The sequence below is a fragment of the Amycolatopsis sp. NBC_00345 genome, from assembly GCF_036116635.1.
In the GTDB taxonomy this organism is placed as follows: domain Bacteria; phylum Actinomycetota; class Actinomycetes; order Mycobacteriales; family Pseudonocardiaceae; genus Amycolatopsis.
Genome location: NZ_CP107995.1, coordinates 5086379 through 5100119 on the forward strand (window position 1 = coordinate 5086379; position 13741 = coordinate 5100119).

At 70.4% G+C, this 13741-nt stretch carries 15 protein-coding genes; 5 read left to right on the forward strand and 10 right to left on the reverse strand.

Features of this window, described 5'->3' with window-relative positions:
- Nucleotides 1-164 precede the first annotated feature (164 nt).
- The 5 genes from OG943_RS22610 to OG943_RS22625 all read right to left on the reverse strand — a co-directional run bounded on the left by OG943_RS22610 (nucleotide 165) and on the right by OG943_RS22625 (nucleotide 2986).
- Entirely contained in the window at nucleotides 165-1142 is a 978-nt protein-coding gene (locus OG943_RS22610) for a recombinase family protein (RefSeq protein ID WP_328611792.1), read from the reverse strand.
- A gap of 64 nt (nucleotides 1143-1206) precedes the next feature.
- Nucleotides 1207-1746: a recombinase family protein gene (locus OG943_RS48410; protein WP_442874760.1), complete on the reverse strand. Its 540-nt coding sequence runs from the start codon at nucleotides 1744-1746 to the stop codon at nucleotides 1207-1209.
- 201 nt (nucleotides 1747-1947) lie between these two features.
- Complete coding sequence (locus OG943_RS22615; RefSeq protein WP_328611793.1) at nucleotides 1948-2316, reverse strand: barstar family protein; 369 nt, start codon at nucleotides 2314-2316, stop codon at nucleotides 1948-1950.
- On the reverse strand, nucleotides 2313-2771 hold the full coding sequence (locus OG943_RS22620) for a ribonuclease domain-containing protein (RefSeq protein ID WP_328611794.1): 459 nt from the start codon (nucleotides 2769-2771) through the stop codon (nucleotides 2313-2315). Before OG943_RS22620 ends, OG943_RS22615 begins: the two co-directional genes overlap by 4 nt.
- Before the next feature lie 11 nt (nucleotides 2772-2782).
- A complete protein-coding gene (locus tag OG943_RS22625; RefSeq protein ID WP_328611795.1) occupies nucleotides 2783-2986 on the reverse strand; it encodes a hypothetical protein in 204 nt (67 codons plus the stop codon).
- Between the two features lie 60 nt (nucleotides 2987-3046).
- On the opposite strand from OG943_RS22625, the gene OG943_RS22630 reads away from it, so the two are divergent.
- From OG943_RS22630 to OG943_RS22640, 3 genes are all read left to right on the forward strand, one after another.
- The gene (locus OG943_RS22630; RefSeq protein ID WP_328611796.1) at nucleotides 3047-4012 is read left to right on the forward strand and encodes a zinc-binding dehydrogenase; all 966 of its coding nucleotides are present in this window, start codon (nucleotides 3047-3049) and stop codon (nucleotides 4010-4012) included.
- 162 nt (nucleotides 4013-4174) lie between these two features.
- On the forward strand, nucleotides 4175-5203 hold the full coding sequence (locus OG943_RS22635) for an alpha/beta fold hydrolase (RefSeq protein WP_328611797.1): 1029 nt from the start codon (nucleotides 4175-4177) through the stop codon (nucleotides 5201-5203).
- Nucleotides 5204-5323: 120 nt separating this feature from the next.
- Nucleotides 5324-6790: an amino acid permease gene (locus OG943_RS22640; protein ID WP_328611798.1), complete on the forward strand. Its 1467-nt coding sequence runs from the start codon at nucleotides 5324-5326 to the stop codon at nucleotides 6788-6790.
- Nucleotides 6791-6951: 161 nt separating this feature from the next.
- Here OG943_RS22640 and OG943_RS22645 read toward each other — a convergent pair whose 3' ends face one another.
- Nucleotides 6952-8001, reverse strand: a complete 1050-nt coding sequence (locus OG943_RS22645) for an NAD(P)H-dependent flavin oxidoreductase (protein ID WP_328611799.1) — start codon at nucleotides 7999-8001, stop codon at nucleotides 6952-6954.
- A 164-nt stretch (nucleotides 8002-8165) separates the two neighbouring features.
- Between OG943_RS22645 and OG943_RS22650 the strand changes: the two genes are divergently transcribed.
- Entirely contained in the window at nucleotides 8166-8612 is a 447-nt protein-coding gene (locus OG943_RS22650; RefSeq protein WP_328611800.1) for a pyridoxamine 5'-phosphate oxidase family protein, read from the forward strand.
- 244 nt (nucleotides 8613-8856) lie between these two features.
- On the opposite strand, the gene OG943_RS22655 is transcribed toward OG943_RS22650, so the two are convergent.
- The gene (locus tag OG943_RS22655) at nucleotides 8857-9426 is read right to left on the reverse strand and encodes a Uma2 family endonuclease (RefSeq protein ID WP_328611801.1); all 570 of its coding nucleotides are present in this window, start codon (nucleotides 9424-9426) and stop codon (nucleotides 8857-8859) included.
- 109 nt (nucleotides 9427-9535) lie between these two features.
- Nucleotides 9536-11431, reverse strand: coding sequence for a translation elongation factor 4 (gene lepA / locus OG943_RS22660; protein WP_442874761.1), 1896 nt, complete (start codon nucleotides 11429-11431; stop codon nucleotides 9536-9538).
- A gap of 76 nt (nucleotides 11432-11507) precedes the next feature.
- Here lepA and OG943_RS22665 point away from each other — a divergent pair, with 76 nt between their 5' ends.
- On the forward strand, nucleotides 11508-12128 hold the full coding sequence (locus tag OG943_RS22665; RefSeq protein ID WP_328611803.1) for a class I SAM-dependent methyltransferase: 621 nt from the start codon (nucleotides 11508-11510) through the stop codon (nucleotides 12126-12128).
- A gap of 22 nt (nucleotides 12129-12150) precedes the next feature.
- On the opposite strand, the gene OG943_RS22670 is transcribed toward OG943_RS22665, so the two are convergent.
- Nucleotides 12151-12525, reverse strand: a complete 375-nt coding sequence (locus tag OG943_RS22670) for a VOC family protein (RefSeq protein ID WP_328611804.1) — start codon at nucleotides 12523-12525, stop codon at nucleotides 12151-12153.
- Nucleotides 12526-12547: 22 nt separating this feature from the next.
- Nucleotides 12548-13411, reverse strand: coding sequence for a DMT family transporter (locus tag OG943_RS22675; protein WP_328611805.1), 864 nt, complete (start codon nucleotides 13409-13411; stop codon nucleotides 12548-12550).
- Nucleotides 13412-13741: the final 330 nt, after the last annotated feature.

Genomic DNA, 13741 nt, shown 5'->3' on the forward strand with positions numbered 1-13741 from the left:
CCGCCGCTGTTGCTGCTCCGCCCTTCACACCCGCCCAGAGGGACCGCCTGACCGACATCTTCGCCCCGGCGGCCCGCCGCCTCACCCGCACCGGTTCCAGCCTGAACTGAACACGCGAAAGCCCCGGCACCCAATTTGGGTGCCGGGGCCCTTTTCTCGTCTGGTCAGGCGGCTGCTGCCTTCTTGACCTTCACCCGCCCGGCCGTCGTGCGATCCGGCACCGCCGCCGGTGCGCCCAGCCAGGTGAACGCGATCGCGTCCGTGTCGAAGCCAGCGCCCCTACGGGAGCGGAGCAGACGGGGCTGCACTACTGCCCGCAGCACTTCACGCTTCTGCTCAATCGGCAGCGTCGACCACACCGCGCGGGCCTGCGGGCCGATCATCGGCGCGAGAACCGGCGTGATCCGCACCTGCCGGGCACGAGCCTCCGCCGCCTCGATCTTCGGGCCCAGCTTCGCCTCGATCCGGGCAAGACGCTCCGGGCTGAGGTCGCCGTCAGCGGCCTTGTCGGTGAACCCGTCCAGCCGCGCACGCAACTCCCGGGCCTCCTTCATCGCGCTCCCCACGTCCGTGGCCTCCTGCTCGACCAGGAACAGCTCAGCAGCGTCCGGAGCCTCCAGGCGCGACAGCACTACCTCTTCGACGAACGCGTCCGTCATCGCCATGTCGCGTTCGACGTGGCCGTTCGGGCAGCGGTAGATCAGCGTGCCGCCCGGCTTGCGGGGGCCTGTCCCCTTGTCGCAGACGTCGCACCGGAGGATCCCGGACAGCATGTACCGCACCCGGTTGCCGTCACGAATCATCCGGCGGGCCGGGTCGCCGAGCTTCGCCACCACCTGCTCGTGCTCCTTGACCGTGATGATCGCGGGCCACTTCCCCTCGCCGATGACCTCGCCCCGGAACACCCGCAGCCCCGCCAATGCCGGATTGATCGCGATGTTGCGGACCTTCGACGTGTTCCACTCGCCAGGCAGAGGGTTCGCTGCCTCGCGCTCATTCATGATCTGCGCCACCTGGCTAGGCGAGTGCTCACGGAGCAGGGCCAGTGCGTCGTAAGTCGCCTCCCGCTGGTCCGGCGACAACGACTCGACGAACGTCGCCCAACGAACCGGGTCCCCCGACCAGTCGTGGAGCTTGCGCACCTGGTCCGCCCGCCAACGCTGCTCACGCGCACACGGGACACCCGCTTGATCAGGTCGGCCGCAATCACCCCGAGGTTGCCGGTCTCGATCGCGCGTTCCACGATCTCCCGGGCGATCGGCGCCTGCTCCGGGTCAATCTCCCGGTCCGCCTCGCCGGTCCGGGAGTCATACACGGTCCGCTGACCGTAAGACAGCGGACCAGCCCACAGCCTGTCCTCCGCACGGTCCGCAACTCCGCGCCGGACGCGTTTGCGGGTCTTCTCCGACTCCCGCTCGGCGTCCACCGCGTCCTCAGCTGAGCGCGGGAGTTCTCCCACGTCCACAGCAAATTCACCTCACCGACCGCGAGGAGCCGCAGCACCTCCTCGTAGTCCGCGCGGATCTCTGTCTCGTACCGGGAGCCGGACAGGTTGTTGTCCACCAACACCTTGACCACGACGATCCCGTACTGCTTGCAGAACTTCCGGCCGTATGCGATCTGCGACGACACCGACACCCGCCGGGCCTTCGTCGCATTCGAGGCCCGCGCATAGATCACCGCCCGCAACGGCGGCAGCTCCCCGGCAGCGCTCCGAGCCACCCTCTTCGTCAATCCCTTAGCCACAGCACAGCTCCCAGCAGTCCGCTGGTCTCAGGTCGCTGTCGGACCCCTCGTGTAGTCGATCAACCCTACCGTGTGCCTGGCCGCGCTGGACCTGCAATGCTGCAGGTCCAGCACCCTTTCTGATGTCATCCATGGCCAGCAACCTAAGTTGAAAGGCAGCTTTACCCGCGTTCTACGCGGGTAAGGAGGCCTTGACGGACTTCAGGAATCCGCCAGCACCACAGTCAACCGCCGGGCCCCCGGCATCCCGTCATCCGACCCCAGCGCCCGCTGAGCGTCCGACAGCACACTCCGGATCGCCAGGTACGTCTTGGGCTCCGCCCCCCGCAGCCCTTCCGACCCCGTCCAGATCAGCACGTGCTCCCCGGCCGGCAGCCACGACAGGTCCGTCAGCATGTCGTACAACGCGTCCAGATTGCGCCCGAAGTAGTCCGGAAAGGACATGGCCGCCGCGATCGCGTCCAGGATGCCCGGCTTGTCGAGCGTCCGGCTCCCGTCGACGTAGTGCGGGTAGGCGCCCCGCGCGAAGGCGTCGTCCGCGGCGGCCTTCGCCTCGCTGCCCGCCGTCATCGGCTCGGGTCCACGACGACGAACGACGCGTAGTGGTCGCCGGTGTAGAACAGCTCTTTCGCCTGGCCCGTGACGAGCCGGCGCGGGCCGCGGTCCTGGCTTTTCGGCGTTTTCACGGTGTACTCGTGGTAGTAGCCGGACTGCTTGCGCGGCAACACTTTCTCGCGATTCTCGAAGACGACGTCGTCGTTGCGGGGATACGGGTACGGCCCACCGGACTGGATCAGCTTCCACGTGTCCCGCGCCTGCGAAGGCAGGGTGGACAGCGCCTCGACGCGCAGCCCGGAGTCGGCGCCGGGCAGCTTCGCCCCGGACGCGCCACCGCTGACCGAGCTGGGCGAAGCCGGCGCCGAGGACGAAGAGGACCCGTCGACGGCGTTCTTGACCAGCCAGCCCCCGAACACCAGCACGAGGAGACCGACGAGTGCGGCGGTGATCCGCCTACGGTTGACCATGGTGCGCCAGCTTAGGAGGAGCGGCCGGGGCCGTCGTCGTCGCGGGCCGGGCCGAACCAGTGCGACAGCCGGCCCACCAGCTTGTCGATGGCCCAGGCGGCGAGCAGGCACAGCGGCACCACCACGACCATGACCAGCACGAACTGCACCGGGAACCACGCCTGGGCGAGCCACAGCTCGACCCCGTCCCACCAGTCGGCCAGCCCGTTGAACACGAGTGTGAGCCTACGCGCGCTGTGCTGCGTCGGCGCGCCCAGGGGCGGTAGGTTGCAGGCATGTTCGCCGTTTATGCGAAGGAACCCAACGCCGATTCCCCGCTCGACTCGCTGGTCGTCGGCGAACGGCCGGAGCCCGAGGTGCCCGAAGGCTGGGTCCGCGTGCACGTCAAGGCCGCGAGCCTCAACATGCACGACCTGTGGACGCTGCGCGGGGTCGGGATCAAGCCGGAGCAGTTCCCGATGATCCTCGGCTGCGACGGCGCCGGGACCCTCGACGACGGCTCCGAGGTCGTCATCCACGCCGTGGTGAACGCCCCCGGCTGGCAGGGCGACGACACCCTGGACCCGAAGCGGACGCTGCTCACCGAGAAGCACCAGGGCACGATCGCCGACCAGGTGATCGTCCCGGCCCGCAACGTCGTGCCGAAGCCGGCCGGGCTGAGCTTCGCCGAAGCCGCCACCATGGGCACCGCCTGGCTCACCGCGTACCGGATGCTGTTCGTGAAGTCCGGGCTCCGCCCCGGCCAGACGATGCTGGTGCAGGGCGCTTCCGGCGGGGTGTCGACCGCGCTGATCGCGCTCGGCCGCGCCGCCGGGTTCCGCGTCTGGGTCACCGGCCGCAGCGAGGACAAGCGCGCGCTGGCCGAGAGCGTCGGCGCGCACCGGACGTTCGAGTCCGGCGCGCGGCTGCCGGAGCGGGTCGACGCGGTGTTCGAGACCGTCGGCAAGGCCACCTGGTCGCACACGCTCAAGTCGCTCAAGCCGGGCGGCATCGTCGTCGTGTCGGGCTCCACCAGCGGGCCGGACCCGGCGGCGGACCTGCAGCGGGTGTTCTTCCTCCAGCTGCGCATCGCCGGCTCCACCATGGGCACCCGCGACGAGCTCGCGGACCTGCTGAGCTACCTCGACCTGAAGGGCATCAAGCCCCACATCGGCAGCGAGCTGCCCTTCGAGGCCGCGGCCCAGGGGTTCCGCACGATGCTCGACGGGGAGACCGCGGGCAAGATCGTCTTCACGCGCTGAGTCACCGAACGCGCCCTGGCCTGAGCCCGGCTTCCACCGATGGCCCAGGCCAGGGGCCTTTTACGCGACGTTTCGTGAACCGTCAACACCCCGAGTTCGCAATCGGCTTGTTACCCCCGAAGTTCCACCAGAAGTCGACCTTCGGCGGTTAACCTGTAAGACATGACCGCGACGAAGCGGCCCGCACCCGCTGTCCGCGGCGGCCGGCCCAGCAGCGAACCGGACCCGATCCGGGTCTCCTTCCGGCGTTTCGCCGGGGTGCGCACCCGCGTGCTCGAGGTGGGCCCGCCCGTGGCCGAGGCCGAGGCACCCAAGCGCACCCGCAAACGCCCGGCCGACAAGCCACGCGCGCCCCGGCTCGTCCTCCTCCACGGCTACTGCGACAGCGCCGACACCTGGCGTCCCGTGCTGGCCGAATTCGCCGCGGCGGGCGTCGCCGCGATCGCGGTGGACCTGCCCGGCTTCGGCGACGCGCAGCCGCTGCGGCCCGGCCCGATCCTGCCGCAGCTCGACGCCTTCACCGCCGCGGTGGTGCGCGAGCAGGCCGTGCTCGGCTCGGTGGTGCTGGCGGGCAACTCCCTCGGCGGCACGATGAGCCTGCGGGCGGCGCAGAACCCGCGGCTGCCGATCGCGGGCGTCGTCTCGATCGCCGCGCCCGGGTTCGTCGACTCGTGGCTGGTCCGCACTGTCGCGCGCAACCCGTTGCCGCTGCGCCTGTTCTCCGCGCTGCCCGTGCCCGTGCCGGGCTTCGTGGTCCGCGCGGTGGCCGAGCAGGTCGTCCCGCGGCTGCTGTACGCCGACGCGGCCGCGGCCGACGTCAGCCAGGTCCGGCGCTTCACCACGCTCTTCCCCGACTACCGCGCCACCACCAGCCGGCTCGAGGAGGCCCGTCAGCTCGTCGCCGAGCTGGCGGACGCCTACCAGCTCGACCGCGTCCAGGTGCCGCTGCTCGTGGTGGCCTGTGGCAAGGACAAGCTGGTCACGTCGGCGTCCGGGCGCCAGCTGCACACGCTGGTCCCGCACAGCCGGCTGCTGGTGCGCGAGGACTGGGGCCACTGCCCGCAGCTCGACGACCCGCCGGAGATCGCGGAGCTGCTCACGTTCTTCGCGGCCGGCGCGATCCGCATGACGGGCGCGAAGGACCAGCCCGGCACCCCGGCGGTCGCGAGTGAGGACACCGCGGCGGGCTGAACGGGCATCATCGGCGCCGTCACAGTCCGGCATCGATGACATAGGGGACACCGCCTAGTACGGTGCGCTGCCAGAGCCCGTTGACCCGGGCTCTCTTCGCAACCGTATGAGGAGACACCGATGTCCGCTCCCCGCATCCTGGGCACAGGCTCCGGGATATTCCGGCGCAAACCCATCGAGGAAATCGACACCAGCGCCGCCGGCGGTCTGCAACGGACGCTCGGTCTTCGCCAGCTGACGGCGATCGGCGTCGGCGGCATCATCGGCGCCGGGATCTTCTCGCTCGCGGGCGCGGTCGCCAACAAGACCGCGGGCCCGGCCGTGCTGATCTCGTTCCTGATCGCGGGCATCGCGAGCGCGGCGGCCGCGTTCTCCTACGCCGAGTTCGCCGGGCTCATCCCGCGCGCCGGCTCGGCGTACACCTACGGCTACGCGGTGCTCGGCGAGATCGTCGGCTGGTTCATCGGCTGGGACCTGCTGCTGGAGTACACCGCGATCGTGTCGGTGGTGGCCATCGGCATCTCGGGCTACTTCAACGACCTGCTCGGCTTCCTGCACGTCTCGCTGCCACAGTGGATGCTCGGCGCGCCCGGGACGGAACCCGACGGGGTCGCGTCCGGCTCCTACAAGGTGAACCTGTTCGCGGTGCTGCTGTGCCTGATCATCGCGTTCGTCCTCAACCAGGGCATGAAGAACGCCGCGCGGTTCGAGACGCTGCTGGTGTACCTCAAGGTCGCGCTCGTGCTGCTGGTGATCGTGGTCGGCGCGTTCCACATCAAGACGGGCAACTACAGCAACTTCTTCCCGTTCGGCCTCAGCGGCGCGTTCACCGGCGCCGCGACGGTGTTCTTCGCCGTTTTCGGGTATGACGCGATGTCCACCGCCGCCGAGGAGTCGAAGGACTCCCAGAAGCACATGCCGAAGGCGATCCTGTACTCGCTGGCGATCTCGATGGTGCTGTACGTGCTGGCCTGCCTGGTGCTCACCGGCATGGTGAACTTCAAGGACATCGACCCGGAAAGCGCGTTCTCCAGTGCTTTCGCGTCCGTCGGCCTGGGCTGGCTGGGCGCGGTGATCGCGGTCGGCGCCATCATCGGCATCCTGACCGTGCTGTTCACCTTCCTGATGGGCGCCACCCGAGTCGGCTTCTCCATGAGCCGCGACGGCCTGCTGCCGAAGTGGTTCTCCGGCACCCACAAGGTGCGCCAGGTGCCGCACCGGATGACCTGGGTCCTCGGCATCGCGTCCGCGGTCATCGCCGGCGTGCTGCCCATCGAGGAGGCCGCGGAGCTGACCAACATCGGCATCCTGCTGGCGTTCGTGGTGGTCTGCATCGCGGTGGTCGTGCTGCGGTACAAGCGCCCCGAACTGCCCCGCACGTTCAAGACGCCGGGCATGCCGGTGGTGCCGATCATCGGCGTGGTGTTCTCGCTCTGGCTGATCACGTTCCTCCAGTGGCAGACCTGGCTCCGCTTCGCCATCTGGTTCGTCATCGGCATGGTCATCTACTTCGGCTACAGCCGGCGGCACTCGGTGCTGAACCGCCCGGCGGAATCGGAGACGGGGTCTGAGTCCACTTCGGACTGACGTCTTCTGCCTGCTTTGGCGGGGAAGGGCCGCCCTCGGAGTTTCCGAGGGCGGCCTTTTCCGTCTGTGTGGTCGAGCCGCGCTCGCCTCTCGCCGCACAAGCAAGGCAAGTCGCACTCGCCCGGCACGCGGGTTGGGCGGGCCGCGTTCGTCCCGGCAGGTCAGCGGAGGCGGTCGAGCCGTTCGGCGGCGGTGCGGGCCTCGCCGCGGAGGCGTTCGAAGATCGAGGCCGCCGAGCCCTCGGTGGTGAGGGGGTAGGTCTGGCCGGCCCACAGGGACATCGCCTCGGGGTCGTCGGCCTTGGCCGCGGCCGCGCGGATCGGCTTGCTCAGGTGGTGCAGCTGCGGGTACGCGGCCGGCGCGTGGGCGGACAGGTCGCTCAGCACGCGGTTCACCAGGCCCCGCGCGGGGCGGCCGCTGAACGCGCGCGTGAACGCCGTCGCCCGGTTCGCCTCGGCCAGCACGCGACGGTACGGGCCCGCCGTCCCGGCCTCGTCCGCCTGCAGGAACACCGTGCCCAGCTGCGCGGCGGAAGCCCCGGCGGCGAGCACGGCCGCGACGTCGGCACCGTGCACCAGCCCGCCCGTCGCGATCAGCGGGAGGCTCGTGCGCGCACCGATCAACCGCAGCAGCGCGAGCAGGCCGTACTGCTCGCCGCCCGCCGGAACGGTCGCGTCGTCGGTGAACAGCCCGCGGTGCCCGCCCGCCTCGAAACCCTGTACCACCAACGCATCTGCGCCGCGCGCGGCCGCGAGGTCGGCCTCCTCCGGGCTGGTCACCGTGACCGCGACCCGGCTGCCGGCCTCGTGCACCCGGTGCACCTCCGCCGACGTCGGCGCCCCGAAGGTGAACGACACCACCGGCACCCGCCGCGCCACCACCAGATCGAGCTTGGCCGCGTACTCGTCGTCGTCCCAGCGCGGCTCCCCCGGCTCGACGCCGTAACGCAGCGCCTCGGTCAGCATCCGCTCGCGGTGCGCCGTGAGGTCCACCACCGAACGACTGCCCGGCACGAACAGGTTGACGCCGAACCGCCCGCCCGTCAGGTGCGCGGTGTGGGCGATCTTGGCCTCCAGCGTCTCCGCCGCGAGGTACCCCGCGGCGAGGAACCCGAAGCCACCGGCCGCGGTGACCGCGGCGACCAGCTCGGGCGTGGTGGGACCGCCCGCCATCGGCGCCACGATCACCGGGAAATCGAGATCTTCGAACATGCCCGCGAGCCTAGCCCGCGGCACGAAACGGGCATCTGCCCCTAGATTCCCCTGCGGGCTGGCCCACACCTCGCGCCATCGACAGCGAACCGAAGCGCTGCTTGTTTCCCTTCCAGCCACCGAGAACCGGCCATGCCGAGGGTGCCGGCGGGTTAGGCTGCGTCATGACCGCTGACCTCGAGCACACCCGCGCGCTCGCCCTGCAGGAGAACGGGCTCGCGACCATCGCCACCGTCCGGGCGGACGGCACCGTGCACGCGTCGATCGTCAACGCCGGCCTGATCGACGACCCGGTGACCGGCGCCCCGTCCATCGGGTTCGTCGCCCGCGGGGACGCGCACAAACTGACGCTGCTGCGCCGCGCCGGCCACGCGACGATCACCTTCCGCCGCGGCTGGGACTGGGCCTCGGTAACCGGCGCGACCCACGTGATCGGCCCGGACGACCCGGACCCGGCCTTCGACCCGGCCGGCCTGCCGGAACTGCTGCGCACGGTCTTCAAAGCCGCCACTGGCACCCACGACGACTGGGCCGAGTACGACCGCGTGATGGCCACCGAACGCCGCGCGGCCGTTTTCGTCAGCGCGGACCGGATCATCCGCAACCGCTGAGCCCACAGGGACACCAAGACGCGCCAGGACGCGCGGACCGGACCGGCGATCCCCCGCTCGCCATGGCTTCCCTGTGCCATGCCCGTCGTGTCCGGCCCACGCAGCCCGGCATGGCATGGCACAGGGAAGCCATCACACCTCGCGAAACCCCTGAACCGACCGTCCACACAACACAACACCACGGCCCCACCAGCACACCCGGAGACAGCTCCGCACGGCGGGCGCACCCCCACCGCAGCCGCCCTCAGACGAGACGGCCCAGCAGTTCCGAGGGCACCACACGGACCGGAAATGGTTTCCGGGCCTCGAAAACCTCGTCCACCGCGGCCTTCGCCACCTGCTGGTAGACGCCGTCGCCGTCCAGTTCGAACACTGCCAGCGCCGGTTCCCCCGGGTCGACGACCCAGTAGCTCGGCACGCCGAGGCGCTCGTAGACGGCCTTTTTCGTGTTGAGGTCGTGGATGGCGGTGCTGGGCGAGAGCACCTCGACCGCGAGCACCGGTGGCTCCGGGAGGTCCAGTTCGGTGAAGCCCTCGTCGCGCCCGACCAGCAGGTCGGGCTGCAGCTCTAGATGGTCTCCGATGCGTACCGCGAACGGTGCCCCGGCGACGAAGTACCCGAGCGGACAGGCCTCGTCGAGCACGGGGTACAGCCGGTAGGCGATGGTCTGGTGTCTCAGCCCGGGTGCGGGGCTCACGACCAGCACCCCGTCGATGAGCTCACGGCGGCGGCCGTCATCCGGCGTCTCCTCGAGGTCGTGCACCGTCATGGGGCCCGCCCCCTCGGGGCGCCGGGTATCCGTCATGACCGTCATGGTGCTCTCCTTTCGTCGGTCACACCAGAGGAGACCAAGAGGCACCGACAAGAAAGCCGCCCGCGGGCCGGCGGGCGGCTTCCTTCACTCGAACGTGTGAGCGAACGCGTTATTTCTTGCTCTTGCCGGTGTCCTCAGTGGACAGTGCCGCGACGAACGCCTCCTGCGGCACCTCCACGCGGCCCACGGTCTTCATCCGCTTCTTGCCTTCCTTCTGCTTCTCCAGCAGCTTCCGCTTCCGCGAGATGTCACCGCCGTAACACTTCGCCAGCACGTCCTTGCGGATCGCGCGGATGGTCTCGCGCGCGATGATCCGCGAGCCCACCGCCGCCTGGATCGGGACCTCGAACTGCTGGCGCGGGATCAGCTGGCGCAGCCGCGTCGCCATCCGGTTGCCGTACGCGTACGCGGCGTCCTTGTGCACGATGGCGGAGAAAGCGTCCACCGTCTCGCCCTGCAGCAGGATGTCGACCTTCACCAGCTCCGACGGCTGCTCGCCCGCCTCTTCGTAGTCCAGCGACGCGTAGCCGCGCGTACGCGACTTCAGCGTGTCGAAGAAGTCGAAGATGATTTCCGCGAGCGGCAGGTTGTAGCGCAGCTCCACGCGGTCCTCGGACAGGTAGTCCATGCCGAGCAGCTGGCCGCGCTTGGTCTGGCACAGCTCCATGATCGTGCCGACGAACTCCGCCGGCGCCAGGATGCTCACCTTGGACACCGGCTCGTACACGTCCGCGATCTTCAGCCCGGTCGGCCAGTCCGACGGGTTGGTGACCACGACCTCGCTGCGGTCCTCCAGCACCACCCGGTACACGACGTTCGGCGCCGTGGAGATCAGGTCGAGGCCGAACTCGCGCTCCAGCCGGTCGCGCGTGATCTCCAGGTGCAGCAGGCCGAGGAAGCCGCAGCGGAAGCCGAAGCCCAGCGCCACGGACGTCTCCGGCTCGTAGGCCAGCGCGGCGTCGTTCAGCTGCAGCTTCTCCAGCGCCTCGCGCAGCTCCGGGTAGTCCGAGCCGTCGACCGGGTACAGCCCGGAGTAGACCATCGGCTTCGGCTCGCGGTAGCCCGCCAGCGCCTCGGTCGCGCCGTGGCGCTCGGACGTGACGGTGTCGCCGACCTTCGACTGGCGGACGTCCTTCACCCCGGTGATCAGGTAGCCCACCTCGCCGACGCCGAGGCCCTTGCTGGGCTTCGGCTCGGGCGAGATGATCCCGACCTCCAGCAGCTCGTGCGTGGCGCCGGTGGACATCATCCGGATCTTTTCGCGCGGCGTGATCTTGCCGTCGACCACCCGGATGTAGGTCACGACGCCGCGGTAGGTGTCGTAGACCGAGTCGAAGATCATCGCCCGCACGGGCGCGTCGGAGTCGCCGACCGGCGCCGGGACCTGCTTGACGACCTCGTCGAGCAGCGGGCCGACGCCCACGCCGGTCTTCGCCGAGACCCGCAGCACGTCGCCCGGCTCGCAGCCGATGATGTGCGCGATCTCGCCCGCGTACTTGTCCGGGTCGGCCGAGGGCAGGTCGATCTTGTTCAGCACCGGGATGATCGTGAGGTTGTTCTCCAGCGCCAGGTACAGGTTGGCCAGGGTCTGCGCCTCGATCCCCTGCGCCGCGTCCACCAGCAGGATCGCCCCTTCGCACGCTTCGAGCGCGCGGGACACCTCGTAGGTGAAGTCGACGTGGCCGGGGGTGTCGATCATGTGCAGCACGTGGTTCTGGCCGTCCACCTGCCAGGGCAGGCGGACGTTCTGGGCCTTGATCGTGATGCCGCGCTCACGCTCGATGTCCATCCGGTCGAGGTACTGAGCGCGCATAGCCCGTTCCTCGACGACACCGGTGAGCTGCAGCATGCGGTCCGCCAGCGTCGACTTGCCGTGGTCGATGTGGGCGATGATGCAGAAGTTGCGGATGAGCTCCGGCGGCGTGAAGGTGGTGTCGGCGAACGTCTTGGGCGCTGTCACTCGTGTGGTCCTCGGGAACGTCGTTCGGGGTTGGCCACCTTCCATGGTCCCATGGAGCTCCGGGTGCGGGTGGGGGTCATCCCCGATGCGAGGCCACCGTGACTCGTGGTGACCTCGAAGTATGAGTACTTCGCACCAGCCCGCGCCGGTTCCACGGACCGCCACGGGCACTTTCGACACCGCCCTCCACCGGGCGTTCGGTCACCCGGCCGGGCTGCTCGGGCGCCTGGGCGGCTGGGTCATGGCGCGCGGCAACGCCGCCACCGAGCACCGCGTCGTCGACCTCGCCCGGCTGGAGCCGGACGAAACCGTGCTGGTCGTCGGCCCCGGCCCCGGGGTCGGCCTCGACGCCGCCAGCCGGCTGGCGGGCGAGGTCATCGGGGTCGAGCCGTCGGCCGAGATGCGCGCCCTGTGCCTCGAGCGCTGCGACGACCGCGTGGAGCTGCGCGACGGCTCGGCGGCCCGGACCGGGTCGGCCGACGACTGCGTCGACGTGGTCCTGACGGTCAACAACGTCGAGTTCTGGGAAGACCGCGCGGCCTCGTTCGCCGAGCTGTTCCGGATCCTCCGCCCGGGCGGCAGGCTCCTGCTCTCGGCGCACGAGAAGTGGCTGCCCGTGTCCCGCCACGAACTGGCCGACGAGGCCGCCGCCGCGGGCTTCACCGACCTGCAGACGTGGACCTGGGAGCCGCCGGGCTTCGCCGGGCTGGCGGCCCAGCTGAAGGCCCTCAAGCCCGCCTGACGGCATCCTCCGTGACAGCGGATCAGCGCGGGTCGGTCCGGAGCGGATGGCCGGACGGCACCTCCACCAGCACGATGCGCGTGCCGTCGGGATCGGCGATCCAGGCCTCGTCCAGGCCCCACGGCTCCCGCTGCGCGCCGCGGACCGGCGTGACGCCGCGTCCCGCCAGCTCGGCCAGCGTGGCCGGCAGGTCGCGGACCTGCAGCCACAGCACGATGTCGGGCGTCGGCCCGGCCTCGGCCCGCCCGACCACCTCGATCGACCCGCCGCCGGCGAAGAAGACGGTGCCGCCGGGAAACTCCTTGTCGATCGCGAGCCCCAGCGTGTCGCGGTAGAACGCGGTGGCGGCGTCCAGGTCACGAGGGTGGATCAGCACCCGGCTGCTCAGTACTTCCATGGTTACTCCCTACCCGAGTGGTTCAGGCCACCGCAATCGCGGCGATGCCGGCCAGCACCACCAGCGAGCCGACCAGCCGGCGCGCGGCGTTGCGCTCGCCGAGCACCAGCCACGCGGCGACGCCGCCCACCACGATCGACAGCTCACGCGCCGGGGCGACCAGGCTGACCGGCGCGATCCGCAGCGCGTACAGCACCAGCAGGTACGCCGCCGGCGACAACAGCCCGACGATCAGCACCTCCTTGCGGTGCTCCCGCCACAGCCGCCCGACCTCGGCGCGGCCGCGGTACGCCGTCGGGGCCAGCAGCAGGCTCTGGCCGATCGCGCCGCCGCCGAAGTAGACGATCGGCGGGACGGCCAGCGTCGTCACGGAGTGGGCGTCCCAGAGCGTGTACGCGGCGATGACGGCGCCGGTGAGCACGCCGTAGAAGACGCCGGCGCGGCGCGCGGCCCGGTCCGCCGTGCCGCCGCCGATGCTGATCACCAGCACGCCGGCGACCACGAGGAACGCCCCGATCAGGCCCAGCACGCCGGGGTGCTCGTGCAGCACGAGGACGGCGGCGAGCACGGACAGCAACGGACCGGTGCCGCGCGCGAGCGGGTAGACGATCGACAGGTCGCCGACGGTGTAACCGCGCTGCAGCACGATGCCGTAGGCGATGTGCATCACGGCCGTCACCGCGGCGGCGACCAGCCAGCTCCACTGTGGACGTTCCGGCTCGACGACGAGCGCGACGATCACCGCCGGCAGCATCGCGACGGCCGAAACGGTGTAGTAGAGCCAGACGAAGCGCGGCCCGCCGAAGGTGACGCGCTTGGCGGCGAGGTTCCACGCCGCGTGCACGAAGGCGGCGACGAGGACGAGCGACAGAGCTGTGGTGTTCACCGGACCCCTTAGGGGTCTTCCGCACGCGCGGAAGACCGGGTCCTCCAGGCTTTTGTCCCGTCAGATGAACGGCAGGACTTCCGGACCCGCCGATGGTGCCGCTCGGACCGGTCCCACCGGCCCTCGTTGTGGGGTGGACCCGCCGGGGCGGGCCGCGGGCCGGTGGCGGAACCCTAGGCACTAACGTCCTCCACCGTAACCGAACCGATCACCGCGGGCCGCCCGCAGGGGTCCGGAGCAGGGCTGTTAGGCTTTCTCGCTGTTGCCGTGCGGCATTCCGTCATGGAGGAAACCCGGCCGCGCCCCTCGCGGGCGCACGGGGCCACTTTC